The sequence below is a fragment of the Pantoea sp. ICBG 828 genome (assembly GCF_002928355.1).
GTDB lineage: Bacteria > Pseudomonadota > Gammaproteobacteria > Enterobacterales > Enterobacteriaceae > Pantoea > Pantoea dispersa.
Map to the genome: position 1 here is coordinate 19,399 of NZ_POWN01000003.1, position 25,473 is coordinate 44,871.

The following is a 25,473-nucleotide window of genomic DNA, read 5'->3' on the forward strand; positions in this document are numbered from 1 at the left end:
AGCGGAATGCCCGTGTCTGCCCGGCGATCTTTAGCAGCCGATAGGCATTTTCTGTCGTCGGCCACGCTTATGATAATGAAATGTTATGATCCGGCGCAGGTCGCTGCGGTCGTTCCCCGCGCGCCGTTTCATCTGTGGCAAAAAACCAATTAAGTAAAACGCTAAGGACATTTCTTCATGCTCGCCAAACTCACCCGCCTGTTTCCGCTCTGGGCCGTACTGCTGTCCGTTGCAGCCTATTATTCGCCGTCCACCTTCCTCGGCATCGGGCCGTGGGTAACCTACCTGCTGATGCTGATCATGTTCGGCATGGGCGTGACGCTCAACATTGACGATTTTAAACGCGTGCTGGTGCGTCCGGCGCCGGTGATTGCCGGCACGTTCCTGCACTATCTGGTAATGCCGCTGGCTGCCTGGGCGCTGGCGAAACTGTTCCAGATGCCACCGGATCTGGCCGCCGGGATGATTCTGGTCGGCAGCGTGGCCAGCGGGACAGCCTCGAACGTGATGATTTATCTGGCGAAGGGCGACGTGGCGCTGTCGGTGACCATCTCGTCGGTTTCGGCGCTGGTGGGGGTGTTCGCGACGCCGCTGCTGACGCGCTTCTACGTAGATACCCACATTCAGGTCGATGTGGTGGGCATGCTGCTCAGCATCGTCAAAATCGTGGTGATCCCGATTGGGCTTGGCCTGATTATTCACCACTCCATGAACAGCGTGGTGCGCCGCGTTGAGCCGTATCTGCCGGCGTTTTCGATGGTGTGTATTCTGCTGATCATTAGCGCGGTGGTCGCCGGTAGTCAGGGCTTTATCGGCTCGGTAGGGCTGATGGTGATCGCGGCGGTGATCCTGCACAACGCCATTGGGCTGCTCGGCGGCTACTGGGGTGGCAAGCTGTTTGGCTTTGACGAATCCACCTGCCGCACGCTGGCGCTGGAAGTCGGTATGCAGAACTCCGGACTGGCGGCCACGCTGGGCAAACTGTACTTCTCACCGCTGGCCGCACTGCCCGGCGCACTGTTCTCGGTGTGGCACAACCTGTCCGGTTCCCTGCTGGCGGGTTACTGGTCGGGTAAAACGATTGAGAAGAAGCAGAAATAACGTGGCATGCGTACCGGTCGCCATCAATGACGATCGGTTACGCACCATCGACCTGTTGATGCCGGTGCGCATAAATGCGCACCCTACCAAAACGCGCAATGATCTTGCAGGGGCGCAATAAATCCGCCCTCTGCAAAACGCGCAATAATCTTGTAGGGTCGCCATTCATGGCGACCGCAAACACGCAACGGACAGCGTGGCGTCATAAATCGTCATTCAACAATATTCCACTGGCGCACTAATTCTTACCTCATATAAATATGCAAGCACCAGGAACCCCTACACGGGCCAGCCCGATTTATTCTTTTTTTACTGATGCAGGAAAAGCCAGAAAGGGAAATAGTAAATAAGGCGCAACGATCAAAAGAATAAACACTCCCCGTGAATATCCCGCATCGTTTATTCTTCTGCTGCCACAAGCCAGCGATGGCAGAACGAAAAGCAGTAAAGGAATCCATGCTATTTCATTCGTGGATGAAGCGAACACACTGAGATAACAACAAAACCAGATAATCTGGAACATCATAAAAATGATGTAGCATAAGCGGCTATCTTTGCCACTATAATCAAATGTCTTAATCAATCCATTCTTTATGGATGTTAATAAGAGAGTCAGCGCCATTTTATTCTAACCACCACAAAAATGATGAGAGACAGCAAGCTGTTCACCGTCGAAAAACACGTAAAGTAGAGATTTTACGATAAAACGGATAACGCGTGTTGTGAACCTGAATGTTGTCTATTAAATACCAGGCAATAACATGTGTTGAATCATGCCATTCCTGGTATTATTAATTAGCGCCGCCACCATGCGAAACGCTATAGCTTCAGGTAAACCCGAATCCCGTCCAGGAACATCTGCGTCGCCAGCATTATCAGGATCAGGCCCATTAATCGCTCCAGCGCGTTGACGCCTTTATCCCCCAGCAGGCGCAGGAACAGGCCGGACATCAGCAGAATCACTACCGTGACACCCCAGGCAATCAGCAGGGCGCCGACCAGGTGCGTCATCTGGTTGGGATACTGGTGTGACAGCAGCATCAGGGTGGCGAGCAGCGAGGGCCCGGCGACCAGCGGGATCGCCAGCGGCACCAGGAACGGCTCTTCGCCGGCGGGCAGGCCGCTGGTGCTGGTCTCGCCGGACGGGAAAATCATGCGAATGGCGATCAGAAACAGAATGATGCCGCCGGAAATCGACACCGTTTCGGTGCGCAGATTAAGAAACGCCAGGATGCGTTCACCGGCGAACAGGAACAGCAGCATCAGAATCAAGGCGATCAGCATCTCGCGCATCAGCACCACGCGGCGGCGCTTCGGCTCCAGGTGCTTCAGCACCGACATGAAAATCGGCAGGTTGCCCAGCGGGTCCATAATCAACAGCAACAATATGGTCGCGGATATCATTTCAGTCATCAGAGGTAAACCATCCCTTCAGGTCGGCCACAGCCGTTATAAGTTGTACTGCTGAAAAAGTTAGCGCAATCGAATTAATTCACTTGCCAGAAGTGCTGCATTTTGTAGAGTTGTGGGTCATAGGTAAACCTGATTATTACGCAGACTGGCGCATTGCTGGCGCTGGTCTTTTTTCGCACCACCCAGGCCCCGGCCCGAGTTCTAGAGACGGACAGAAAATGAAGAATGTAGGTTTTATTGGTTGGCGTGGCATGGTCGGCTCTGTGCTGATGTCACGTATGAGCGAAGAACGCGATTTCGATGTGATCAATCCGGTCTTCTTCTCCACTTCGCAACTGGGTCAGGCTGCGCCGACGTTTGGCGGTAAGTCGACCGGTGCGCTGCAGGATGCGTTTGATATTGAGGCGCTGAAGGCGCTGGATATCATCATCACCTGCCAGGGCGGCGATTATACCAGTGAAGTCTACCCGAAGCTGCGCGAGAGCGGCTGGCAGGGCTACTGGATTGATGCGGCCTCCACGCTGCGCATGAAAGATGACGCCATCATTATTCTCGATCCGGTCAACCATCAGGTGATTCGTCAGGGCCTCGACAGCGGCATCAAAACCTTTGTCGGCGGTAACTGCACCGTCAGCCTGATGCTGATGTCGCTGGGCGGACTGTTCGCTAACGATCTGGTCGAGTGGGCCTCCGTCGCGACGTATCAGGCGGCCTCCGGCGGCGGCGCGCGCCATATGCGCGAACTGCTGACCCAGATGGGCATGCTGCACGATCACGTTGCGACTTCGCTGCAAAATCCGGCCTCCGCTATTCTCGACATCGAGCGCAGCGTGACTGACTTTACCCGTTCCGGCACGCTGCCGACCGACAACTTCGGCGTACCGCTGGCCGGCAGCCTGATCCCGTGGATCGACAAGCAGCTGGACAACGGCCAGAGCCGCGAAGAGTGGAAAGGCCAGGCGGAGACCAACAAAATTCTCTCGACCCGTCACACCATTCCGGTCGATGGCCTGTGCGTGCGCGTCGGCGCGTTGCGCTGCCACAGTCAGGCGTTCACGTTGAAGCTGAAGAAAGATGTGCCGCTGAACGAAATCGAACAGCTGCTGGCCGCGCACAACGAGTGGGTGAAAGTGGTGCCGAACGATCGCGACATCACCATGCGTGAACTGACGCCTGCCGCGGTGACCGGTACGCTGACCACGCCGGTGGGCCGTCTGCGTAAGCTGAACATGGGGCCGGAGTATCTGTCGGCCTTCACCGTCGGCGATCAGTTACTGTGGGGCGCTGCCGAACCGCTGCGTCGCATGCTGCGTTTGCTGATCGACTAAGCGCAGCGCGAATCCAGACAGGCCGGGGTTTCCCGGCCTTTTTTCTTTCCACGGGAGTGCAAAACTTAACCCAAATTGCGCCCGACAAGTGATCAGCTTCCCCTTTTTGCTCGCCCGATAACAATTTTTTGCGTTCCACCCTGGCTTCTGCCAACCCCAAGCTATGATTTAACAGTGATGTGCCGGTTGTTAACTGTTTTTACTTTGCGAATGGAATAGTTGTTGTACACGGCCAGGATCTTTCCCACGGAGGGTGTCCTTCCTTGCTGCTGTATGTATGGCTCATGAAAAGCAGCGCACCTATAGCGACAATCCTGTCTCTCCGGTCGCCTGCGCAAAAAATCATAGGAAGAAAGTCATGTCAGAGCTTCCCGATCGCCATGCGATCAATGCCCTTTTCGCCGGGAATTATGCCGACCCCTTCTCAGTACTGGGGATGCACCAGACCACACAAGGTCTCGAAGTGCGTGCGCTGTTACCGGATGCATCCGAAGTCTGGGTGATTGAAACCAACACCGGCCGCAAATGCGCCCAGCTTAAATGTCTTGATTCGCGCGGCTTCTTCAGCGGCGTGATCCCGCGCCGTAAAAACCTGTTTCGCTACCAGCTGGCAGTCAACTGGCACGGCCAGCAAAACCTGATCGACGATGCCTACCGCTTTGGCCCGCTGCTGGCGGAGATGGATGCCTGGCTGCTGGCCGAAGGCACGCACCTGCGGCCGTATGAAACGCTCGGCGCGCACGGCACCACCATTGATGGCGTTGCCGGCACGCGCTTCGCCGTCTGGGCCCCGAACGCGCAGCGCGTTTCGGTGGTAGGCGAGTTTAACTTCTGGGATGGCCGCCGCCATCCGATGCGTTTCCGCCGCGAACTCGGCATCTGGGAGCTGTTTGTCCCCGGCGCGGTTAACGGCCAGCTGTACAAATTCGAGATCATTGATGCGCACGGTCAGATGCGCATCAAAGCCGATCCGTTCGCCTTCGAGGCGCAAATGCGTCCGCAGACCGCCTCGATGATCTGCGGCCTGCCGCCGAAGCTGGAGATGCAGCCACAGCGCAAAATCGCCAACGGCTTTGACCAGCCGATCTCCATTTACGAGGTGCATCTCGGTTCGTGGCGTCGCCACACCGACAACAATTTCTGGCTGAGTTACAAAGAGCTGGCCGAACAGCTGGTGCCCTATGTCAAAGAGATGGGGTTTACCCATATCGAACTGTTACCGATCAACGAGCATCCGTTCGACGGCAGCTGGGGCTATCAGCCGCTCGGCATGTACGCGCCGACGCGCCGCTTCGGCACGCGCGATGAGTTTCGTCACTTTATCGCCGCTGCCCACGAGGCAGGTCTCAACGTGCTGCTCGACTGGGTGCCGGGCCATTTCCCCAGCGACGATTTTGGCCTCGCCAAATTCGACGGTACCGAGCTGTACGAGCACAGCGATCCGCGTGAAGGCTACCATCAGGACTGGAATACGCTGATCTACAACTTTGGCCGGCGCGAGGTCAGCAACTATCTCTCCGGCAATGCGCTGTACTGGATGGAGCGCTTCGGCATTGATGGCCTGCGCGTCGATGCGGTGGCGTCGATGATCTATCGCGACTACAGCCGTAAAGAGGGGGAGTGGGTACCCAACCAGTTTGGCGGCCGCGAAAACCTCGAAGCCATCGCCTTCCTGCGCCATACCAATCGCACGCTGGGCCGCGCCGCACCCGGCAGCATCAGCGTGGCGGAAGAGTCTACCGATTATCCGGGCGTGACGCGGCCATCCGAAGATGGCGGCCTGGGCTTCTGGTTCAAATGGAACCTCGGCTGGATGCACGACACCCTCGACTACATGAAGCTCGATCCGGTGCATCGCCGCTACCATCATCAGCTGATGACCTTCGGCATGCTGTACAACTACACGGAAAACTTTGTGCTGCCGCTGTCGCACGACGAAGTGGTACACGGCAAAAAGTCGATCCTTGACCGCATGCCGGGTGATACCTGGCAGAAGTTTGCCAACCTGCGCGCCTATTACGGCTGGATGTGGGGCTTTCCCGGCAAAAAACTGCAGTTTATGGGCAACGAATTCGCTCAGGGGCGGGAATGGAACCACGACACCAGCCTCGACTGGCATCTGCTGGAGGGGCTGGATAACTGGCACCACGGCGTGCAGCGTCTGGTACGTGACCTGAACCACAGCTATCGCCACTTTTCGCCGCTCTATCAGCTCGATTTCGATGCCAGCGGCTTCGAGTGGCTGGTGGTCGACGATCACGAAAACTCGGTCTTTGTATTTGTGCGCCGCGACTGCGAGGGCAACGAACTGATTGTCGCCAGTAACTTTACGCCGGTGCCGCGTCACAACTATCGCTTCGGCGTGAATCAGCGCGGCGGCTGGCGCGAAGTGCTGAACACCGACCAGCATGATTATCACGGCAGCGATCTGCGCAATCACGGTATCGTACATACCGATGACATCGCCAGCCACGGGCGCGCGCAGTCGCTAAGCCTGACGCTGCCGCCACTCGCCACGCTGTGGCTGGTGCGGGAGGGCGATTGATGCTCCAGCCGGGCCAGCCGGTACCGCCGGGTGCCCATTATGACGGGCGCGGCGTTAACTTTACGCTGTTCTCGCGCCACGCGGAGCGGGTAGAGCTGTGCCTGTTTGATGAACAAGGGAGTGAACAACGCTTCCCTCTGCCGGCGCGCAGTGGTGACATCTGGCACGGCTATGTTCCGGCGCTAAAGCCGGGGCAGCGCTATGGCTACCGCGTGCATGGACCGTGGCAGCCAGAGCGCGGTCATCGTTTCAATCCGGCCAAACTGCTGGTCGATCCCTGTGCCAAAGCGGTATGCGGCGCGGTGCCAGACGACGCGCGCCTGCTGGGTGGAGAGTGGCAGCAGGATAATGCCGATAGCGCTGGCGTTGCCCCCAAATCGCTGGTGATCGCCGACGATTTTGACTGGCAGGACGATTGTGCGCCGCGCACGCCGTGGGGCAAGACGGTGATTTACGAGGCGCACGTTCGCGGCCTGACGCAGCAGCATCCGGAAATTCCGGAAAGGCTACGCGGGACATATGCGGCGCTGGGGCATCCTGCTATGGTGAGCTATCTGCGCCGGCTGGGTATCACCGCGCTGGAGCTGCTGCCGATAGCCGCGTTTGCCAGCGAACCGCGCCTGCAACGGCTCGGCCTGAGCAACTACTGGGGCTACAACCCGTTTGCGCTGTGGGCGCTGCATCCGCATTACACGGCGGGTGAAGCGGGCCAGACGCCGCTGCAGGAGTTTCAGCAGGCGGTAAAAGCGCTGCACGCGGCGGGCATTGAAGTGATTCTGGACGTGGTGTTCAACCACAGCGCCGAGCTGGAAGAGATTGGCCCGACGCTGTCGCTGCGCGGCGTCGACAACGCCAGCTATTACTGGCTGGGAGATAACGGTGAATATCACAACTGGACCGGCTGCGGTAATACGCTGAACCTCAGCGATCCGCAGGTGCTTGACTGGGCGCTGGGCGCGCTGCGTTACTGGGTGCAAACCTGCCACGTTGACGGCTTTCGTTTCGATCTGGCCAGCGTGCTCGGGCGCACGCCGGATTATCGCCAGGATGCACCGCTGTTTGTGGCCATGCAGGCCTGTCCGGTGCTGTCGCAGGTGAAGCTGATCGCTGAACCCTGGGATATCGGGCCCGGCGGCTATCAGGTGGGCAACTTTCCGCCCGGCTTCGCCGAATGGAACGACCACTTTCGCGATACGGCGCGCCGCTACTGGCTGCACGGTGAGTTGAGTAACGGTGATTTTGCCCGCCGCTTTGCCGGCTCCAGCGATGTATTTCAGCGCGCGGCGCGTCTGCCGCACGCCAGCATTAATCTGATCACCGCGCACGACGGCTTCACGCTGCGTGACGTGGTGAGTTATAACCAGAAGCATAATCAGGCCAACGGCGAAGATAATCGCGACGGCAGCAGCAGTAATTTCAGCCATAACCATGGTTTTGAAGGGCTGCAGGGCAACTTCGATGTGGTCGAGCGGCGGCGGCGCAGCGTGCACGCATTGCTGACCACGCTGCTGCTAGCGCAGGGCACGCCGATGCTGCTGGCCGGTGACGAACGCGGTCACAGCCAGCACGGCAACAATAATGCGTACTGTCAGGATAACCCACTCACCTGGCTGAACTGGCAACAGGATGATTTTGGACTGGTCGACTTCACAGCCGCGTTAATCCGGCTGCGTCAGCATATTCCCGCGCTGACGCAGGACAGCTGGTGGCAGGAGGGCGATGGTAACGTGCAGTGGTTGAATGCCAGCGGCAAACCACTGGAAAGGGATGAGTGGGAACAGGGGATGCACAGACTGCAGATCCTGCTCTCCGGCCGCTGGTTACTAACGATAAACGCCACGGATTCGGTTAGTGACCTTGCCTTACCAGACGGAGAATGGCGAGCCATTCCTCCTTTCGCCGGGGAAGATAACCCCATCCTGACAACTGTCTGGCACGGGCCCGCACACGGCGTGTGTGTGTTCCTAAAGCAATCATAAGGAGTCAGACATGGTGAAATTAGATAGAAACGACCCCCTGATGCTGGCGCGCCAGCTCCCTACACAGACGGTTGCCCTGATCCTTGCTGGCGGGCGCGGTACGCGCCTGAAAGATCTTACCGCCAAACGCGCCAAGCCTGCCGTGCACTTCGGCGGCAAGTTCCGCATCATCGACTTTGCGCTCTCCAACTGTATCAACTCCGGGATTCGGCGCATCGGCGTCATCACTCAATATCAGTCACATACGCTGACGCAGCACATTCAGCGCGGCTGGTCCTTGTTCAACGAAGAGATGAATGAGTTTGTCGATCTGCTGCCGGCGCAGCAGCGCGCCTCGACCGAACACTGGTATCGCGGTACCGCCGATGCGGTCACGCAGAATCTCGACATCATTCGCCGCTATAACGCGCAGTACATCGTGATTCTCGCCGGGGATCACATCTACAAAATGGATTACTCGCGCATGCTGCTCGACCACGCCGATCGTGGCGCCAAGTGCACCATCGCCTGTCTGCCCGTACCGCTGCATGAGGCCACCGCGTTTGGCGTGATGGCAGTCGATGCGGACAACAATGTAATCGATTTCGTTGAGAAACCGGCGCAGCCGCCGTCCATGCCGGGCGACGACAGCAAAGCGCTGGCCAGCATGGGCATTTACGTGTTCAACGCCGATTACCTCTATGAGCTGCTGGAGGAGGATTTGCAGATCGCCGACTCGAGCCACGATTTCGGTAAAGATCTGCTGCCGAAGATCGTCGCCAGCGGCGAAGCCTACGCGCACTCCTTCACGCTGTCGTGCGTACAGAACGACGAAAACGCGGAACCTTACTGGCGCGATGTCGGTACGCTGGAAGCTTACTGGCGCGCCAACCTCGATCTGGCCTCGGTGACGCCCGAACTCGATATGTATGACCACGAATGGCCGATTCGTACCCACATGGAGCCGCTGCCGCCGGCCAAATTTGTCCAGGATCGATCCGGCAGTCACGGCATGACCATGAACTCGCTGGTCTCCGGCGGCTGCATTATTTCCGGCTCGGTGGTGGTGAATTCGGTGCTATTCCCGCGTGTGCGCGTTAACTCGTTTTGCAATATTGATTCGGCGGTGCTGCTGCCCGATGTGGTTATCGGGCGATCGTGCCGTTTGCGTCGCTGCGTCATAGACCGTGCCTGCGTCATTCCGGAAGGCATGGTGATTGGCGAAAATCCGGATGAGGATAGTCGCCGTTTTTACCGTTCAGAAGAGGGCATCGTACTGGTGACGCGCGCCATGCTGGCCAAATTGGCCGCTGCGGGTCAGTAAGTGACGAAAGGCAAAGAACATTGCCGCGTGGAACGCGGGCGATAACACAATAGGGGTTCAGGATGCAGGTTTTACATGTCTGTTCAGAGCTTTTCCCGCTGCTAAAAACCGGCGGACTGGCTGATGTCGTCGGCGCATTGCCTCAGGCACAAATTGCCGAAGGTATGGACACGCGGGTGCTGATTCCGGCGTTTCCGGATCTGCGTAAAGGGATTCCTGATACCGAAGTGGTGGCGGAGCTGCAAACCTTTGCCGGGCCGGTCCGCTTGCTGTTTGGGCCCTTCAACGGCGTGGGGATATATTTGATTGATGCGCCGGGACTGTACGATCGTCCCGGCAGCCCGTACCACGATACGTCGCAGTTTGCCTATGTCGATAACTACCTGCGCTTTGCGCTGCTCGGCTGGATGGCGGCCGAGCTGGCCAGCGGGCTGGATACTTACTGGCAACCGGACATCGTGCACGCGCACGACTGGCACGCCGGTCTGGCTCCGGCCTATATCGCCGCACGCGGACGTCCGGCGAAAACGGTGTTTACCGTGCATAACCTGGCGTATCAGGGGCTGTTTTCCGCGCGGCATCTGGACGAAATCCAGATCCCGCGCGCCTATTTTGAAATGCACGGGCTGGAATTCTACGGCCAGATTTCTTACCTAAAGGCCGGCCTGTTTTATGCCGATCATATAACTGCCGTCAGCCCGACCTATGCGCTGGAGATCACCCGGCCGGAGTTCGGCTACGGCATGGAAGCGCTGCTGGAGCAGCGGCTGCGCGAAGGACGGCTGAGCGGGATTCTCAACGGCGTCGATCCCGGCATCTGGGATCCGGCACACGACCTGTTGCTGACCGCCCGCTACGACCGCGACACGCTGGAGAGCAAAGCGGAGAATAAACGTCAGCTGCAGATTGCCATGGGGCTGAAGGTCGATGACAAAGTGCCGGTGTTCTGCGTTATCAGCCGTTTAACCAAACAGAAAGGGCTGGATCTGGTGCTGGAAGCGCTGCCGGGACTGCTGGCGCAGGGCGGGCAACTGGTGCTGCTGGGCCAGGGCGATGCGGAACTGCAGCAGGGCTTCCTCGCCGCAGCCGCTGAGCATCCGGGTAGCGTCGGCGTGCAAATTGGTTATCACGAAGCGTTCTCGCACCGCATTGTCGGTGGTGCGGACGTCATTATGGTGCCCAGCCGTTTCGAACCGTGCGGTCTGACGCAGTTGTACGGCCTGAAATATGGCACGCTGCCGCTGGTCAGGCGCACCGGTGGACTGGCGGATACCGTACAGGACAGCTCGCTGGAAAACCTCGCCGACGGCGTAGCCAGCGGTTTCAGCTTCGAAGACAGCAATGCCTGGTCACTGCTGCGCGCGATTCGTCGTGCTTTTGTTTTATGGTCCCGTCCTTCACTCTGGCGTTATGTTCAGCGCCAGGCGATGGGGATGGATTTTAGTTGGCAGGTGGCAGCACAAGCCTACCGCGATCTTTATCAACGCTTGCTGTAATGAGAGATTGGGATACCGCATATGAACGCACCTTTCACCTATGCCTCACCCACGCTGACGGTTGACGCCCTCAAGCACTCAATCGCCTATAAGCTGATGTTTACCATTGGTAAAGATCCGTCGATCGCCAACAAGCATGAGTGGCTTAACGCCGCGCTGCTGGCGGTACGCGATCGCATGGTGGAGCGCTGGCTGCGCTCCAGCCGTGCGCAACTGTCGCAGGATGTGCGCCAGGTTTATTACCTGTCGATGGAGTTCCTGATGGGGCGTACGCTGGGCAATGCCTTGCTGGCGATGGGCATCTATGACGATCTCAACCAGGCGCTGGATGAGATGGGACTCGACCTCAGCGAGCTGATGGAAGAAGAGAACGACCCCGGGCTCGGCAACGGCGGTCTTGGCCGGCTGGCGGCCTGCTTCCTCGACTCGCTGGCCACGCTGGGCCTGCCCGGACGCGGCTACGGTATTCGCTACGATTACGGCATGTTCAAACAGAACATTGTTGACGGCCAGCAGCGTGAATCGCCGGATTACTGGCTGGAGTACGGCAATCCGTGGGAGTTCCAGCGCTTTAACACCCGTTACAAAGTGCGTTTTGGCGGGCGGTTGCAGCATGAAGGCAGCCGGGTACGCTGGGTTGAGACCGAAGAGATCGTGGCGATGGCCTACGATCAGATCATCCCTGGCTTCGATACCGATGCCACCAACACGCTGCGGCTGTGGGGCGCGCAGGCCAGTAACGAAATCAACCTCGGCAAGTTTAATCAGGGCGACTACTTCGCGGCGGTGGAAGATAAAAACCACTCGGAGAACGTGTCGCGCGTGCTCTATCCCGACGACTCGACCTACTCCGGGCGCGAGCTACGTCTACGCCAGGAGTATTTTCTCGTCTCCGCCACGGTGCAGGATATCCTCAATCGCCACTGGCAGATGCATGAAACCTGGGACAACCTGGCCGACAAAATTGCCATCCACCTCAACGATACCCATCCGGTGCTGGCGATTCCCGAGCTGATGCGTCTGCTGATTGATGAGCACAAGTTTACCTGGGACGACGCCTTTGAAGTCACCTGCCAGGTGTTCTCGTATACCAACCATACGCTGATGAGCGAAGCGCTGGAGACCTGGCCGGTGGACATGATCGGCAAGATCCTGCCGCGTCACCTCAGCATCATCTTCGAAATCAATGACTACTTCCTGAAGACCATTCAGGACTACTATCCGGACGACTGGGATCTGATGGCGCGCATCTCGATCATCGACGAAAACGATGGTCGCCGCATCCGCATGGCGTGGCTGGCGGTGGTGGTTAGCCACAAGGTCAACGGCGTGTCGGAGTTGCACTCTAATCTGATGGTGCAGTCGCTGTTCGCCGATTTTGCCCGTCTGTTCCCGGGGCGCTTCTGCAATAAAACCAACGGCGTGACGCCGCGCCGCTGGCTGGCGCTGGCCAACCCGGCCTTGTCAGAAGTGCTGGATGACGCGATTGGCCGCACCTGGCGTACCGATCTGGCTCAGCTAAGCGAGCTGGTGCCGCACATTGACTATCCGGCGTTTATTGAACAGATCGCCGATGCCAAGTTCGCCAACAAGAAGCGCCTCGCGGAGTGGGTGGCGAAGAATATGGATATCGTGCTGGATCCGCAGGCGCTGTTCGACGTGCAGATCAAGCGTATTCACGAATACAAACGTCAGCTGCTGAACGTGCTGCACGTCATCACGCGTTACAACCGCATCAAAGCCGATCCGACCGCAGAGTGGGTGCCGCGCGTCAATATCTTCGCCGGGAAAGCGGCGTCGGCCTATTACGTCGCCAAGCACATCATTCACCTGATCAACGATGTCGCCAACGTGATCAACAACGATCCGCAGGTGAAGAACAAGCTGAAGGTGGTGTTTATCCCTAACTACGGCGTCAGCCTGGCGCAGATCATCATTCCGGCGGCGGATCTCTCCGAGCAGATCTCTACCGCCGGCACCGAAGCCTCCGGCACCAGTAACATGAAATTTGCGCTAAACGGCGCGCTGACCATCGGTACGCTGGACGGGGCCAACGTGGAGATGCGCGAGCACGTCGGCGCAGAGAATATCTTTATCTTCGGCAACACCACGCCGCAGGTGGAGAAGCTGCGCACTGAGGGTTATAACCCGCGTAAATACTATGAAGAGGATGCGGAACTGCACCAGGCGCTGACGCAAATCGCCAGCGGCGTCTTCAGCCCGCAGGAGCCGGGGCGCTACCGTAACCTGTTCGACGCGCTGGTCAACTTTGGCGATCACTATCAGCTGCTGGCGGATTACCGCAGTTACGTGGATACCCAGGATAAGGTGGATAAGCTTTATCGCCAGCCGGAAGAGTGGCAGCGGCGTGCGGCGCTGAACATCGCCAATATGGGCTATTTCTCCGCCGACCGTACCATTCAGGAGTACGCGGATGAGATCTGGCATATTTCGCCGGTGAGGTTATAAACGAGGCACATTCTGTAGCGGCGCAATTCATTGCGCGGTTTTTAACAACGCGCGATAAATCGCGCCGCTACCGTTGGTGCAAACTTACTTCAGGGTAATGCTCTTCACAATCGCATCGGCATCGCTCTGCGCCTGCTGCTGATTGTCGGCGGGCAGGGTGATCTGCAGTGTCAGCAGTTTACCGTCCACCTTCGCCAGAATAACCGAGGACCAGGAGGTCTGGTTATTGGCGGAAATCACCGTATCCAGCTGCTGTGCCGGCTGGTCTTTCAGCGTCACCGCTTTATTCGACACCACCTGCAGCTGCGGATCGCGGTTGCGCTGCTGCTGCTCCAGACGCTGAGCCAGCGCATCCAGTCCTTCACTGGTCGGATCGCCCGCAATCACGATAATTGCGCGCTGGCCGGTTTCATCGGCATACACGTGCATATTGGTGGATTCCGAACCCAGCTTGCCGCTCTTATCTGACATGCCTGCTGGCAGGCTGAAACTCAGCTTACCGTCCATCAGGTTTACTGTCTGTGCTGACTGACTGGCGCTGGCGCCGTTGCTGTTTGCCGCCGTGTCGTCTTTCTTCTGATCACACGCCGCCAGGCCTAACACCAGCAGGCCGATGCCCGCATATTTCACTAAGTTACGCATTCTTATCCCTTCGTAAGGTTTCCATCAGCCGTTATCAAAACGGAATCGGTGCTTAAAAGCAATCAGCGCTTTGTCAGGAAATCTTAGCGTGCCGTGGCGTTTCGTCTACGTTCAATTAGCCGAAATTCATCTGGCGCTGAGCCGAACGTTCCGCCAGGCGCTTAAGTGCCGCATTGAGCAGAACACCGTAAGCAGGCAGGAAGAAAACCATGCAGATCAGCACTTTGAAGCTGTAATCCACCAGCGCGATCTCCACCCAGTGGCTGGCCATGAACGGGTCCGGACTCTTATAAAAGGCGATAAAGAAGAAGGCCAGCGTATCGCTGATATTGCCGAGGAACATGGCACAGGCAGGCGCAATCCACCACTGCGGCAGTTTACGCAGGCGGTTGAACACGTGCACATCAAGAATCTGCCCCAGCGCATAGGCCATAAAGCTGGCGCAGGCGATACGCGCCACGAACAGATTGACCTCCTGCAGCGAGGCCCAGCCCTGCCACGCGCCCTGATAAAACACACACGACACGATGTAGGAGATAAACAGCGCCGGAATCATCACCGCAAGGATAATGCGCCGTGCCAGCGGTGCGCCAAAAATACGCACGGTGAGATCGGTGGCGAGAAAAATAAACGGGAAGCTAAACGCACCCCAGGTGGTGTGGAAGCCGAAAATCGCGACCGGCAGCTGCACCAGATAGTTACTGGAGGTAATCACCAGCAGGTGAAACAGCGATAGCCAGAATAGCGCATGCATGCGCTGACGAGCAGAGAAGTTGATCATAAAGGCCTTTTTTTAAAAATGGGGTGAGGGAACCCATCCTCTTCATACTTCAGGTTTTATGTGCGTTGGCTGCGCCTGCTCACCCCAGTCACTTACTTCAGTAAGCTCCTGAGGTGAGCAGGCTTGCCGCCTTCCTAAAACCTGAATTATTTTGAGGAATTGGCAGTAACATTAAAAAATCGGACGGCATCTTAGCGTGTTGCGCAACAAATGCAATGGTTAATTTTAGCGCAATCGTTCTCGCCTTGCGCGCGCGCTGTAGCGCGTTAGAATGAGCGCCCACCCTGAATAAAGACAGAGAATCATGAGCGATCCTTTTTCCGCTGCGGACCATACGCTTGATGCGCTTGGGCTGCGCTGCCCGGAGCCGGTGATGATGGTGCGCAAAACCGTGCGTACCATGCAGGCGGGCGAAACGTTGCTGATCATCGCCGACGATCCGGCGACCACGCGTGATATTCCCGGCTTCTGCCGCTTTATGGAGCATCAGCTGCTGGCACAGCAGACCGAGAGCCTGCCGTACCAGTATCTGATCCAGAAAGGCGCGGATGCCTGACCGCGGCATCCGCCCGCCTCAGCGCTGACGCAGCAGGCGCAGTGCGTTGGCGGTGACCAGCGCGGTGGCACCGGAATCGGCCAGCACTGCCAGCCACAGGCCGGTAAAGCCGAGCAGCGTGGTGACGAGGAAAATCGCCTTCAGCCCCAGCGCCAGCGCAATATTCTGACGGATGATGGCGCGCGTGCGGCGTGCCAGCTGCACGGTGCGCGGCAGAATCGCCAGGTTATTCTGCGTCAGAGCCGCATCGGCCGCTTCCAGCGCCACATCGGTGCCGCTGCCCATGGCAATCCCCAGCGTTGCGGCCTTCATGGCTGGCGCATCGTTGATGCCATCGCCGACCATCGCCAGCGGCTGTTGCTCGCCCAGTTCACGCACGGCGGCTACCTTATCCGCAGGCAACAGACCGGCGCGATAGCTGATGCCGAGTTCGGCGGCAATCGCGGCGGCGGCGCGCGGGTTATCGCCGGTCAGCATCACGCTGCGAATTCCCAGCGCCTGCAGCGCCGCCAGCGCACTGCGCGCCTCCTCGCGCAGCAAATCCTGCAGCGCCAGCAGCCCGATCGGCTGTGCTTCGCGCAACAGCACCACCACAGTTTTGCCCTGTGCCTCCAGCTGTGCAATCTGCTGCTGCTGCGCGTCATTCAGCGCCGCCGCATCACGCGGTGCCAGCAGTTGATGCATCACGCCGTTGATCTGCGCGCGAATGCCGCTGCCGGCCAGCGTTAGCTGATGCTGCGCCGGCGGAATCACCTGCTGCTGGCGCTGTGCTTCCGCCACTATCGCCCGCGCCAGCGGATGGCCGGAGCCCTGCTCAATGGCGGCCGCAAGGCTGAGCAGCTGTTGCTGTGCATCCGCGCCAAACGGCTGCACGTCGGTGACCTGCGGTTTACCGGCGGTCAGGGTGCCGGTTTTATCAAACGCCAGCGCCTGCACCCGGCTGAGGCGTTCCAGCGCCGCGCCGCCTTTAATCAGCGCGCCCTGGCGAGCCGCCGCCGCCAGGCCGGAAGTGATAGCGGCAGGCGTGGAGATCACCAGCGCGCACGGACAGCCAATCAGCAGCAGCGTCAGCCCTTTGTAGATCCACGGCAGCCAGGCGCCGAATCCGAGCAGCGGCGGCAGCACCATCACCAGCAGTGCCAGCAGCATGATGGCCGGCGTGTAAAGGCGGCTGAAGCGATCGATAAAACGCTCCACCGGCGCGCGGTGACTTTCGGCCTCTTCAATCAGCTGCAGAATGCGGTCGATAGCGCTGTGGCCCGGCTGTGAGGTCACGCGCAGCGTCACCAGCCGATCCACGCTGGTGGCGCCTGCCATCACGGCATCGCCCGGCTGATGGGCCACCGGTAGCGATTCGCCGGTCAGGGCGCTTTCATCAAAGCTGGCGCTGGCGTGCAGCAGCTCGGCATCGGCGGGCAGACGACCGCCTGCCGCCACTTCAATCACATCGCCGGGCTTGAGCGCCGCCAGTGCCACCTGCTCACGCTGTGTGCCATTGACGCGCGTGGCGGTGTCCGGACGCAGCGCCATCAGCGCGGTGACGCCACGGCGCGCCCGCGCGGCGGCATAGGCTTCCAGCCGTTCTCCCAGCTGGAACAGCAGCAGCACCATGGCAGCTTCGGCGTGGGCGCCAATCACCAGCGCGCCCGCGGCGGCGAGGGTCATCAGGGTTTCAATGCTGAACGGTGAGCCGCTGCGTATGGCCTGCCATGCGCTGCGGGCTACCGGCGCCAGACCGACCAGCGTGGTAAGCACAAACAGGCGATCGCCCCACAGCGGCGTGAGCTGGCTCAGCAGCCAGCTGGCAATCATCAACAGCGTGAGCAGTATGAGCGAGGCATTATCGCGCCAGCGGCGCGCCGTCGGTGCGGGGTTCTCTGTGGATTTCAGGCTAAAGCCGGCATGGTTAACGGCCTGTTCAATAGCCGGACGAATATCGCTGTGCGCCTCCACCAGCAGATTTTCACTGGCGAATATCACCCGCGCGCTGGCGACCTGCGGCAGCTTTTGCACGGCGGTTTCGATTTTGCGGGCGCAGCTCGGGCAGTCCATGCCGGCAATCTGCCAGCGGAACTGATAGGACGCGGATGCGCGCCTGTCGCTGTCGGCGTCGCCGCCGCCGGGACTATCGTCATCGCTGGTGCAGCAGCCGCAATCACTGGACGCGGCCACCGGCTGCGCGGCGGAAATCTTCAGGGATGCAGGCTGAACGCTGCGTACCGCACACAGCGGTTTTGGCTGACGGTGTGATTTGCCACAGCGGCAAGAGTGGGCATGTTGATGCATGTGACCTCCGGTTGCAGAAGCGGGCCGATGCCCGCAGTCTGCATGCTACACTCTGGAGTGGACTCCAGAGTCAAGCGGTGAGGTCACTTTTTTCAGTACAGCCACAGTGAACGCACAATCATGAAGTGACCGGCAAAGTAGCAGGCGGCGACAATCGCGCTGTCAGCGCTGAAGCGGCGGCGATAGTGCGAGATAAACCACACGATGTTAGCCAGCAACAGTAGCACGGCACCCACCAGCAGCGAGAAACTGTAATCGGTCGGACGGAAGAAGTAATTTTCCGCCGCCATCCAGTTCATCACCAGCGTCATGCCAATCAGCGTACAAATCGGCCAGCGCAGCGTATCCAGTTTTGACCAGATAATGGCGATCACAATGATACCAATCACCAGGAAGGTGAGCGGAATCGGCCAGAAGAAGCTCATGGTCATGTGCGCGGCAAAGCTGATGGTGTACAGCAGATGCGAAAGGAAAAAGGCGCCGAGCGCATACAGCATCTGCTGACGCGGCAGCAGGGTTAACGCATCGCCCACCAGCGTAGCGACCAGGCCAGCCAGAATCAGGTAGTCGGTGGTGTTAAGCGTGGGAGCCTGCCACGCCCAGGCAACCAGCAACAGCAGCGTAACGGGTTTGAACAGCCAGCGCTGCCACTGCGGGCCGCGGTAGGAGGCATCGACATACAGCCAACCGGAAAAAAGGACTGCAAGGAAAGACCAAAGCATTTTTTCTCCCTTTTGTGAACGTGTCGCCCACATTGATGAATTTTCCCAAAATCGCGATCTCAGTTTAAGTTACTGGCGGCAAATGTGACAATCGGGCAACTCTGGTTGTATGCTTTGGCGTCTTTTATCTGTTAACCCCCGACGTAAAGTGCGAGAGAAAACATGAGCAAACCACCGCTAATCTTTTTTATCGTCCTGGCTGTAATTGCCATCCTGGCAACCCGTCAGTTTATCAAGCAGCGCCGCGAAGCCGCGGTCAACGACGCTTCACCGGTGCGCTCAATGAGTGTGGAAGTGAAAACCAAGCGAGAGTTTCCGGCCCCCAATCGCCGTTCGCGTCAGCGCGAAGAGATTGTGGCGGAAGAGATGAAGTATGAAGCCTGGTTCCATCCGCTGAACGGCGCCGGTGATTTTAAGGTCAACGTCAGCGCCAGCGATTATCACCAGATGGACAAAGGCGTGAAGGGCGAGCTGAAAATGCAGGGCACGCGCTTTGTCAGCTTTACCCCGGCGCAATAGACGCTAAAGCGCACGGGGCTGAAGCCGCGCGCGCTGCCTTGCGTTACGACGGATAGTGCTTTTTCTGCCACGCCAGCAGTTCAAATACGCCAAAGAAGAAGATTTTCGCCTGCGTGGCGCGGCTCAGCTTTGGCGCTTCCTTCGGTTGCGTGGCACGCAGCAGCACCAGCTGCAGGCCGTGCATCACCACCATAAAGAACAGCGCAACATGGACAAAGTAGCGCAGCGGCGTCGGGAAGGGATGCACCAGGTTAAGCAGCAGAAATGCCCAGACGCAAATCATCAGCAAACGTCCCAGATTAAGCCACATCATCGGTCTCCTGTTGGCGTTGATAGAGGCGATAGGCCACCTGACCGGCAATCTTCTCGCGATACAGATCCCAGTTAGCCGGTGCCAGCGGGGTGCCGTGCTCCACTTCGCTTTCAACATAAATCAGCGCGTGGGCGGCGAGCCAGCCATTGTTCTCCAGCAGCGTTAGTGTCTCCTGCAGCAGGCCTTTGCGGAACGGCGGATCAACAAACACCACGTCGAATGGCTCGCCGGGCTGGCTCAGCCACTGCAGCGTATTGGTCTGGACGACGCTGGCGTTGGTGGCACGCAGCGTGTGCAGGTTTTGCGTCAGCTGCTGCGCCACGTGACGTTCCAGTTCCAGCAGGGTTGCGGAGGCGGCATGGCGCGACAGCGCTTCTAAGCCCAGCGCGCCGCTGCCGGCATAGCAATCGAGGCAGCGCGCCTGCTGGATATCCGGCGCCAGCCAGTTGAATAGCGTTTCACGCACGCGATCGGTGGTCGGGCGCAGGCCGGCGCTGTCCGGCACCGGCAATTTGCGGCCGCGCCACTGTCCGCCAATCAGGCGAATCTGGCCTGCCGCGCCGCTGTTGCGGGGGGATTTACTCATTTCGCTCACAACTCGTCATAATTTGTTGCGTAGTTTAACGGGCGTAGCAGGCAGAAGAAACGTTAAAAAAGGGTGCTGTGGTGCGCTGGCAGGAAAGTGTTAGACTACTAAGTTGATAAAGCGGACGTAATTGCCTGATTTTTACGCCGCTCACGCGCGAAAAAGTGAATTTTTTATCCCCTGGGAACAGCGTGCTACCGGGAATAAGCCATCGAGGAGTGTGGTCACACAATGGCAAAAGAGAAAAAACGCGGCTTTTTTTCCTGGCTGGGCTTTGGCAAAGAAGAGCAGCAGCCAGCGGAAGAGCAGGCGCAGCAGCAGCCGACCGATCAACCGGCACCCGCCGCTGAAGAGAGCGCGTTAGCAAGCGCCGAAGCGCAGGCCGCCGAAACCGTGATCGTCACTGAACAGGTGGCAGAACAGCAGGCCGAATCGCCGGTTCACGCCGACGCTGAAACGCATCCCGTTGCGGAAGCAGAAACCGCAGCCGAATCCGACGCTAACGCTGATGACGCAGAAATCGCTGCCGTCAGCGCGATTGAAGAAGAGGTACTGCCGGAAGATCATCCGCAGCCGGAGCTGATGCCGGTTGAAGAGGAGCCGCAGGCTGAAGAACTGATTATTGAAGCACCGGTTTTATCTGGGGAGCCTCAGCCAGAGGACGCAGAGGACGCAGAGGACGCAGACGCACCGCTGAGCGATGAAGAACTGGAAGCGCTGGCGTTAGCGGAAACCTACGCCGAAGACGCGGCTGAAGAGCGCGTGGCGACAGACACCGTGAGCGATCTGCCGCTGGCGGCCGCGCCGATTGTGGCCCAGGAGCAGGAGCGCCCCACCAAAGAGGGCTTCTTTGCCCGCCTGAAACGCAGCCTGGTCAAAACGCGTGAAAACCTCGGATCCGGCTTTATCAGCCTGTTCCGCGGCAAAAAAATCGATGACGAGCTGTTTGAAGAGCTGGAAGAGCAGCTGCTGATTGCCGATGTCGGCGTGGAAACGACGCGCCGCATCATCACCAGCCTGACGCAACAGGCCAGCCGTAAGCAGCTGCGCGATGCCGAAGCGCTGTATGGCCTGCTGAAGGCTGAAATGGCCGGCATTCTGGAAAAGGTCGATGCTCCGCTGGACGTGGCGGGCAAAACACCGTTCGTTATCCTGATGGTCGGCGTTAACGGCGTGGGTAAAACCACCACCATCGGTAAGCTGGCGCGTCAGTATCAGGCGCAGGGCAAGTCCGTCATGCTGGCGGCGGGTGACACCTTCCGCGCGGCGGCGGTAGAGCAGCTGCAGGTCTGGGGCCAGCGCAACAATATTCCGGTGGTCGCGCAGCATACGGGCGCGGATTCCGCGTCGGTCATTTTTGATGCCATCCAGGCGGCGAAATCGCGCCACGTTGACGTGCTGATCGCCGATACCGCCGGCCGCCTGCAGAATAAAGCGCACCTGATGGAAGAGCTGAAGAAAATCACCCGCGTGATGAAGAAGCTGGACGAAGAGGCACCGCATGAGGTGATGCTGACGATTGACGCCAGCACCGGCCAGAACGCCATCAGCCAGGCGAAGCTGTTCCACGAAGCGGTCGGCCTGACCGGTATCACCCTGACCAAGCTCGACGGCACCGCAAAAGGTGGCGTGATCTTCTCGGTGGCCGATCAGTTTGGCATTCCGATTCGTTATATCGGTGTCGGGGAAGGCATCGAAGATTTACGGCCGTTTAAGGCCGCCGACTTTATTGAGGCACTGTTTGCCCGAGAGGAATAATTGGCATGATTCGCTTTGAAGAGGTCAGTAAGGCTTATCTGGGAGGACGCCAGGCGCTGCAGGGCGTGGATTTCCATTTGCGTCCCGGTGAGATGGCGTTTCTGACCGGCCACTCAGGCGCGGGGAAAAGTACCTTACTGAAGCTGATTTGTGGCATTGAGCGCCCGAGCGCCGGGCAAATCTGGTTCAGCGGTCACGATATTTCCCGGCTGCGTCACAGCGAAGTGCCTTTCCTGCGCCGCCAGATCGGCATGATTTTCCAGGATCACCACCTGTTGATGGATCGTTCGGTCTACGACAACGTGGCGATCCCGCTGATTATTTCCGGGGCCAGCGGCGAGGATATTCGCCGTCGCGTGTCGGCGGCGCTGGACAAAGTCGGCCTGCTCGACAAAGCAAAAAGTTATCCGATTCAGCTGTCTGGCGGTGAACAGCAGCGCGTCGGCATTGCCCGCGCGGTAGTGAATAAACCGGCCGTGCTGCTGGCGGATGAACCGACCGGTAACCTCGATAACGCGCTGTCGGAAGATATTTTGCGCCTGTTTGAAGAGTTCAACCGCGTGGGCGTTACGGTACTGATGGCGACGCACGACATCGGGCTGATCGCACGCCGCAATTATCGCGTGATGACGCTTAATCAGGGACGTCTGCACGGAGGCCACGATGGTCAATAAACGTAACAAGCGTCCGGCTGCGCCGAAAGCGGCGAAGCAGCCGTCAAAGAGCAAAGCGCTGAAGGGCGGCTGGCAGGAGCAGTGGCGCTACGCGTGGCGCGGTACGCTGTCCGACATGTATCGTCAGCCGCTGGCGACGCTGCTGACGGTAATGGTGATCGCGATTTCGCTGACGCTGCCCAGCGTGTGCTACATGGTGTGGAAAAACGTCAGCCAGGCCGCCGCACAGTGGTACCCGGCGCCGCAGCTGACGGTTTACCTCGACAAAGCGCTGGATGACACGGCGGCAGAGAACGTGACCGCCGAACTGAAAAAACTCGATGGCGTGGACAAGGTGAACTACCTGACGCGTGAAGAGGCGCAAAGCGAGTTCCGCAACTGGTCCGGCTTTGGTGGTGCGATGGATATGCTGGAGCAGAACCCGCTGCCGGCGGTGGCGATCATCACGCCGAAGCTGAACTTCCAGAACTCCGATACCATGGCCAATCTGCGCGATCGCGTGGCGAAAGTGCAGGGCGTGGATGAGGTGCGCATGGATGACAGCTGGTTTGCGCGTTTAGCCGCACTCACCGGGCTGGTGGGGCAGGTGGCGTCAATGATCGGCCTGCTGATGGTGGTGGCGGTGTTCCTGGTGATTGGCAACAGCGTGCGTCTGAGCATTTTTGCCCGGCGCGACACCATCAATGTGCAGAAGCTGATTGGCGCGACCGATGGCTTTATTCTGCGGCCCTTCCTCTACGGCGGCGCGCTGCTCGGTTTCAGCGGTGCGGTGCTGTCGCTGATTCTGTCGGAAGTGCTGGTGCTGCGCCTGCAGTCGGTGGTGGCGCAGGTCGCCTCCGTCTTCGGTACCAGCTTCGCGCTGGAGGGCTTTTCGTGGGATGAAGGTCTGCTGCTGCTGTTAATCGCGGCCATCATCGGCTGGATTGCCGCGTGGCTGGCGACGGTGCAACATTTACGTCGTTTTACGCCGCAGTAACCCATAGCAACGATTTTTTGATATACTCTTCCTCTGCTGCCGACGACCTGGGAGCAGAGGATTTCTCCGATTTCCCCCGCCGTCATCTGTGTGTAAAATATTCACTGCTATAATTGAACTTGTGGATAACTTTGACGTCCAAGTAGCACAGATTGCTTTTGGTTTTCACGCGTCGTTGACATAATGTAACGGCTGCGCAGGGAAACGAGCAGCAAGTCCATTGAATTTGTGAGGGTTTGAATGACCAAAGAAATGCAAACTTTAGCGATTGCTCCTCTGGGCAACCTGGAATCTTACGTCCGGGCTGCTAACAACTGGCCGGTATTAACGGCAGAAGAGGAAAAAGCACTGGCTGAGCGGCTGCATTACCAGGGCGATCTGGATGCAGCTAAGACGCTGATCCTGTCTCACCTGCGCTTTGTTGTTCATATCGCTCGTAACTATTCCGGTTACGGCCTGCCGCAGGCGGACCTGATCCAGGAAGGTAACATCGGCCTGATGAAGGCGGTGCGTCGCTTCAACCCGGAAGTCGGGGTGCGTCTGGTGTCATTTGCCGTACATTGGATCAAAGCGGAGATTCACGAGTACGTGCTGCGTAACTGGCGTATCGTGAAAGTTGCCACCACCAAAGCACAGCGCAAACTGTTCTTTAACCTGCGTAAAACCAAGCAGCGTCTCGGCTGGTTCAATCAGGATGAAGTCGAAATGGTGGCGCGCGAGCTGGGTGTCAGCAGCAAAGACGTGCTGGAAATGGAGTCGCGCATGGCGGCCCAGGATATGACCTTCGACATGTCGTCTGATGACGATGCGGGCGAAGGCAAGCCGATGGCACCGGTGCTGTATCTGCAGGATAAAACCTCTGACTTTGCCGACGGCATTGAAGAGGATAACTGGGATGCGCACGCCGCTGACAAGCTGAGCGATGCAATGCTGAGCCTCGATGAGCGTAGCCAGCATATTATCCGCGCCCGCTGGCTGGATGATGACAACAAAACCACGCTGCAGGAGCTGGCTGACCAGTACGGTGTGTCTGCCGAGCGCGTGCGTCAGCTGGAAAAGAACGCCATGAAGAAACTGCGTATGGCGATTGAAGCCTGATTAACGGCTGACAGATAAATGGGGCGACCAGCGGGTCGCCCTTTTTTATGCGCGCAATAACCGGCGACGACGTATGACCTGTGCGGATTACAGCACGGTCGCCATGAATGACGTCCCTGCAGGACACGCATGCATAGGCATCGTTAATCACGATCCCACGCAATCTGTACGCTCGTTCGCAGGGCGCATTCATGCGCACCGCTCTGCACAGCGTAAATTCGCCGCTCAACGCACCCACCCGTCGCTCTGCGCGCGAAAGCCACACGCCTGCATAAACGCCGCGCGTACGCGCTGATCGTCTTCGCCGTCATCGGCAACCCACCAGTGATCCAGCGCGCTGTTCTGCGCTATCGTCTCTTCCAGCAGATATTGCCCTACGCCGCGCCGCCGCGTGACTTCACGCACTTCCAGCTGCGTAATCTTGCCCAGCGTGCCGCGAATCTCCAGCCGCAGCGCCCCAAGCAGGCGATCGTTAAAGCGCGCTGCATACAGCCGCTGCGCTTCACTGAGGCTGGCTTCCAGCTGCGCGATATCCTGCTGCGGCCAGACTTTGGCTAAATCCAGTCGATCCTGCGGTGTCAGCGTGCTGATGCGCTGAATAGTGAGCTTCATAACCCTTACCTGTACTGGCAGAAAGGCCTTAGTGTAGCGAATTTAGACAGTCAGAGCGCTGTCACTTTTTTGCGATGAAAAGAGGTCAAATGCCAGCCACTTTGCCAGGATTGTGGAGTAAGCCAGCATCGATCGCTGAAAAAGCCAGCATAACGCGCTGGCCTGGTGGTGAAAAACCGGCCATAAAAACCAGAGTAATCTGCTGTTCCCGTCAGCTTTTACTGAATATGTCAGTTGATTTACAGAAGAAAGTTCCTGTTTAATAACCTGAAAAATAAAGCCTTCTTAACAAAAAATGCCAGAAAAGAGCGCTAAC

General features: G+C 58.5%; 23 protein-coding genes. 14 read left to right on the top strand and 9 right to left on the bottom strand.

Features of this window, described 5'->3' with window-relative positions:
- The first annotated feature begins 177 nt into the window (after positions 1-177).
- On the top strand, positions 178-1,101 hold the full coding sequence (panS, locus tag C1Y43_RS07815; protein WP_021508027.1) for a ketopantoate/pantoate/pantothenate transporter PanS: 924 nt from the start codon (positions 178-180) through the stop codon (positions 1,099-1,101).
- Between the two features lie 298 nt (positions 1,102-1,399).
- On the opposite strand, the gene C1Y43_RS07820 is transcribed toward panS, so the two are convergent.
- Both C1Y43_RS07820 and C1Y43_RS07825 read right to left on the bottom strand, forming a co-directional pair.
- A complete protein-coding gene (locus tag C1Y43_RS07820) occupies positions 1,400-1,723 on the bottom strand; it encodes a DUF805 domain-containing protein (RefSeq protein ID WP_071813607.1) in 324 nt (107 codons plus the stop codon).
- A 197-nt stretch (positions 1,724-1,920) separates the two neighbouring features.
- Positions 1,921-2,514, bottom strand: coding sequence for a YhgN family NAAT transporter (locus tag C1Y43_RS07825; RefSeq protein ID WP_031279795.1), 594 nt, complete (start codon positions 2,512-2,514; stop codon positions 1,921-1,923).
- A 218-nt stretch (positions 2,515-2,732) separates the two neighbouring features.
- Between C1Y43_RS07825 and asd the strand changes: the two genes are divergently transcribed.
- The 6 genes from asd to glgP all read left to right on the top strand — a co-directional run bounded on the left by asd (position 2,733) and on the right by glgP (position 13,634).
- The gene (gene asd / locus C1Y43_RS07830) at positions 2,733-3,842 is read left to right on the top strand and encodes an aspartate-semialdehyde dehydrogenase (protein WP_059009874.1); all 1,110 of its coding nucleotides are present in this window, start codon (positions 2,733-2,735) and stop codon (positions 3,840-3,842) included.
- A gap of 358 nt (positions 3,843-4,200) precedes the next feature.
- Positions 4,201-6,387 carry a 1,4-alpha-glucan branching enzyme gene (glgB, locus tag C1Y43_RS07835; protein ID WP_104187811.1) on the top strand — a complete coding sequence of 729 codons (2,187 nt, stop codon included), beginning with the start codon at positions 4,201-4,203 and terminating at the stop codon, positions 6,385-6,387.
- Positions 6,387-8,366, top strand: coding sequence for a glycogen debranching protein GlgX (glgX, locus tag C1Y43_RS07840; protein WP_104187813.1), 1,980 nt, complete (start codon positions 6,387-6,389; stop codon positions 8,364-8,366). Before glgB ends, glgX begins: the two co-directional genes overlap by 1 nt.
- Before the next feature lie 10 nt (positions 8,367-8,376).
- Positions 8,377-9,669, top strand: coding sequence for a glucose-1-phosphate adenylyltransferase (gene glgC, locus C1Y43_RS07845; RefSeq protein WP_058757590.1), 1,293 nt, complete (start codon positions 8,377-8,379; stop codon positions 9,667-9,669).
- 62 nt (positions 9,670-9,731) lie between these two features.
- Positions 9,732-11,165: a glycogen synthase GlgA gene (glgA, locus tag C1Y43_RS07850; protein ID WP_058757589.1), complete on the top strand. Its 1,434-nt coding sequence runs from the start codon at positions 9,732-9,734 to the stop codon at positions 11,163-11,165.
- Positions 11,166-11,186: 21 nt separating this feature from the next.
- The gene (gene glgP / locus C1Y43_RS07855) at positions 11,187-13,634 is read left to right on the top strand and encodes a glycogen phosphorylase (protein WP_058769996.1); all 2,448 of its coding nucleotides are present in this window, start codon (positions 11,187-11,189) and stop codon (positions 13,632-13,634) included.
- Positions 13,635-13,718: 84 nt separating this feature from the next.
- On the opposite strand, the gene C1Y43_RS07860 is transcribed toward glgP, so the two are convergent.
- Both C1Y43_RS07860 and C1Y43_RS07865 read right to left on the bottom strand, forming a co-directional pair.
- Positions 13,719-14,276, bottom strand: coding sequence for a DcrB family lipoprotein (locus C1Y43_RS07860; protein WP_021508019.1), 558 nt, complete (start codon positions 14,274-14,276; stop codon positions 13,719-13,721).
- A 115-nt stretch (positions 14,277-14,391) separates the two neighbouring features.
- The gene (locus tag C1Y43_RS07865; protein WP_021508018.1) at positions 14,392-15,057 is read right to left on the bottom strand and encodes a 7-cyano-7-deazaguanine/7-aminomethyl-7-deazaguanine transporter; all 666 of its coding nucleotides are present in this window, start codon (positions 15,055-15,057) and stop codon (positions 14,392-14,394) included.
- A 304-nt stretch (positions 15,058-15,361) separates the two neighbouring features.
- On the opposite strand from C1Y43_RS07865, the gene tusA reads away from it, so the two are divergent.
- Positions 15,362-15,613, top strand: coding sequence for a sulfurtransferase TusA (tusA, locus tag C1Y43_RS07870; RefSeq protein WP_021508017.1), 252 nt, complete (start codon positions 15,362-15,364; stop codon positions 15,611-15,613).
- Between the two features lie 18 nt (positions 15,614-15,631).
- On the opposite strand, the gene C1Y43_RS07875 is transcribed toward tusA, so the two are convergent.
- On the bottom strand, positions 15,632-17,899 hold the full coding sequence (locus C1Y43_RS07875) for a zinc/cadmium/mercury/lead-transporting ATPase (RefSeq protein ID WP_104187814.1): 2,268 nt from the start codon (positions 17,897-17,899) through the stop codon (positions 15,632-15,634).
- A gap of 92 nt (positions 17,900-17,991) precedes the next feature.
- Positions 17,992-18,621 carry a lysoplasmalogenase gene (locus C1Y43_RS07880; RefSeq protein ID WP_021508015.1) on the bottom strand — a complete coding sequence of 210 codons (630 nt, stop codon included), beginning with the start codon at positions 18,619-18,621 and terminating at the stop codon, positions 17,992-17,994.
- Positions 18,622-18,783: 162 nt separating this feature from the next.
- Here C1Y43_RS07880 and C1Y43_RS07885 point away from each other — a divergent pair, with 162 nt between their 5' ends.
- Positions 18,784-19,140, top strand: a complete 357-nt coding sequence (locus tag C1Y43_RS07885) for a DUF2500 domain-containing protein (RefSeq protein ID WP_021508014.1) — start codon at positions 18,784-18,786, stop codon at positions 19,138-19,140.
- A gap of 43 nt (positions 19,141-19,183) precedes the next feature.
- On the opposite strand, the gene C1Y43_RS07890 is transcribed toward C1Y43_RS07885, so the two are convergent.
- Complete coding sequence (locus C1Y43_RS07890) at positions 19,184-19,450, bottom strand: DUF1145 family protein (protein ID WP_021313674.1); 267 nt, start codon at positions 19,448-19,450, stop codon at positions 19,184-19,186.
- Complete coding sequence (gene rsmD / locus C1Y43_RS07895) at positions 19,440-20,039, bottom strand: 16S rRNA (guanine(966)-N(2))-methyltransferase (protein WP_104187816.1); 600 nt, start codon at positions 20,037-20,039, stop codon at positions 19,440-19,442. The genes C1Y43_RS07890 and rsmD overlap by 11 nt, the downstream gene beginning before the upstream one ends.
- Before the next feature lie 231 nt (positions 20,040-20,270).
- On the opposite strand from rsmD, the gene ftsY reads away from it, so the two are divergent.
- From ftsY to rpoH, 4 genes are all read left to right on the top strand, one after another.
- The gene (gene ftsY, locus C1Y43_RS07900) at positions 20,271-21,797 is read left to right on the top strand and encodes a signal recognition particle-docking protein FtsY (RefSeq protein ID WP_104187817.1); all 1,527 of its coding nucleotides are present in this window, start codon (positions 20,271-20,273) and stop codon (positions 21,795-21,797) included.
- 5 nt (positions 21,798-21,802) lie between these two features.
- Positions 21,803-22,471, top strand: coding sequence for a cell division ATP-binding protein FtsE (gene ftsE, locus C1Y43_RS07905; protein ID WP_021508011.1), 669 nt, complete (start codon positions 21,803-21,805; stop codon positions 22,469-22,471).
- A complete protein-coding gene (ftsX, locus tag C1Y43_RS07910; RefSeq protein ID WP_058770000.1) occupies positions 22,461-23,447 on the top strand; it encodes a permease-like cell division protein FtsX in 987 nt (328 codons plus the stop codon). The genes ftsE and ftsX overlap by 11 nt, the downstream gene beginning before the upstream one ends.
- 240 nt (positions 23,448-23,687) lie before the next feature.
- Complete coding sequence (gene rpoH / locus C1Y43_RS07915; RefSeq protein WP_021508009.1) at positions 23,688-24,545, top strand: RNA polymerase sigma factor RpoH; 858 nt, start codon at positions 23,688-23,690, stop codon at positions 24,543-24,545.
- 225 nt (positions 24,546-24,770) lie between these two features.
- Here the strand turns inward: rpoH and panM are convergent, their stop codons facing one another.
- On the bottom strand, positions 24,771-25,157 hold the full coding sequence (gene panM, locus C1Y43_RS07920; RefSeq protein WP_021508008.1) for an aspartate 1-decarboxylase autocleavage activator PanM: 387 nt from the start codon (positions 25,155-25,157) through the stop codon (positions 24,771-24,773).
- Positions 25,158-25,246: 89 nt separating this feature from the next.
- Between panM and C1Y43_RS23790 the strand changes: the two genes are divergently transcribed.
- On the top strand, positions 25,247-25,420 hold the full coding sequence (locus tag C1Y43_RS23790) for a hypothetical protein (RefSeq protein ID WP_158252660.1): 174 nt from the start codon (positions 25,247-25,249) through the stop codon (positions 25,418-25,420).
- Positions 25,421-25,473: the final 53 nt, after the last annotated feature.

What these genes read in the sequence shown, in the direction of transcription:
- rpoH (WP_021508009.1), top strand. Translation starts at nt 23,688, where the DNA reads ATGACCAAAGAAATGCAAACTTTAGCGATTGCTCCTCTGGGCAACCTG.
- tusA (WP_021508017.1), top strand. Translation starts at nt 15,362, where the DNA reads ATGAGCGATCCTTTTTCCGCTGCGGACCATACGCTTGATGCGCTTGGG.
- asd (WP_059009874.1), top strand. Translation starts at nt 2,733, where the DNA reads ATGAAGAATGTAGGTTTTATTGGTTGGCGTGGCATGGTCGGCTCTGTG.
- C1Y43_RS07825 (WP_031279795.1), bottom strand. Translation starts at nt 2,514, where the DNA reads ATGACTGAAATGATATCCGCGACCATATTGTTGCTGTTGATTATGGAC.
- panM (WP_021508008.1), bottom strand. Translation starts at nt 25,157, where the DNA reads ATGAAGCTCACTATTCAGCGCATCAGCACGCTGACACCGCAGGATCGA.
- ftsY (WP_104187817.1), top strand. Translation starts at nt 20,271, where the DNA reads ATGGCAAAAGAGAAAAAACGCGGCTTTTTTTCCTGGCTGGGCTTTGGC.
- glgX (WP_104187813.1), top strand. Translation starts at nt 6,387, where the DNA reads ATGCTCCAGCCGGGCCAGCCGGTACCGCCGGGTGCCCATTATGACGGG.
- glgB (WP_104187811.1), top strand. Translation starts at nt 4,201, where the DNA reads ATGTCAGAGCTTCCCGATCGCCATGCGATCAATGCCCTTTTCGCCGGG.
- C1Y43_RS07875 (WP_104187814.1), bottom strand. Translation starts at nt 17,899, where the DNA reads ATGCATCAACATGCCCACTCTTGCCGCTGTGGCAAATCACACCGTCAG.
- C1Y43_RS23790 (WP_158252660.1), top strand. Translation starts at nt 25,247, where the DNA reads ATGCCAGCCACTTTGCCAGGATTGTGGAGTAAGCCAGCATCGATCGCT.
- rsmD (WP_104187816.1), bottom strand. Translation starts at nt 20,039, where the DNA reads ATGAGTAAATCCCCCCGCAACAGCGGCGCGGCAGGCCAGATTCGCCTG.
- ftsX (WP_058770000.1), top strand. Translation starts at nt 22,461, where the DNA reads ATGGTCAATAAACGTAACAAGCGTCCGGCTGCGCCGAAAGCGGCGAAG.
- glgA (WP_058757589.1), top strand. Translation starts at nt 9,732, where the DNA reads ATGCAGGTTTTACATGTCTGTTCAGAGCTTTTCCCGCTGCTAAAAACC.
- glgC (WP_058757590.1), top strand. Translation starts at nt 8,377, where the DNA reads ATGGTGAAATTAGATAGAAACGACCCCCTGATGCTGGCGCGCCAGCTC.
- C1Y43_RS07880 (WP_021508015.1), bottom strand. Translation starts at nt 18,621, where the DNA reads ATGCTTTGGTCTTTCCTTGCAGTCCTTTTTTCCGGTTGGCTGTATGTC.
- C1Y43_RS07885 (WP_021508014.1), top strand. Translation starts at nt 18,784, where the DNA reads ATGAGCAAACCACCGCTAATCTTTTTTATCGTCCTGGCTGTAATTGCC.
- glgP (WP_058769996.1), top strand. Translation starts at nt 11,187, where the DNA reads ATGAACGCACCTTTCACCTATGCCTCACCCACGCTGACGGTTGACGCC.
- C1Y43_RS07865 (WP_021508018.1), bottom strand. Translation starts at nt 15,057, where the DNA reads ATGATCAACTTCTCTGCTCGTCAGCGCATGCATGCGCTATTCTGGCTA.
- C1Y43_RS07860 (WP_021508019.1), bottom strand. Translation starts at nt 14,276, where the DNA reads ATGCGTAACTTAGTGAAATATGCGGGCATCGGCCTGCTGGTGTTAGGC.
- ftsE (WP_021508011.1), top strand. Translation starts at nt 21,803, where the DNA reads ATGATTCGCTTTGAAGAGGTCAGTAAGGCTTATCTGGGAGGACGCCAG.
- C1Y43_RS07890 (WP_021313674.1), bottom strand. Translation starts at nt 19,450, where the DNA reads ATGTGGCTTAATCTGGGACGTTTGCTGATGATTTGCGTCTGGGCATTT.
- panS (WP_021508027.1), top strand. Translation starts at nt 178, where the DNA reads ATGCTCGCCAAACTCACCCGCCTGTTTCCGCTCTGGGCCGTACTGCTG.
- C1Y43_RS07820 (WP_071813607.1), bottom strand. Translation starts at nt 1,723, where the DNA reads ATGGCGCTGACTCTCTTATTAACATCCATAAAGAATGGATTGATTAAG.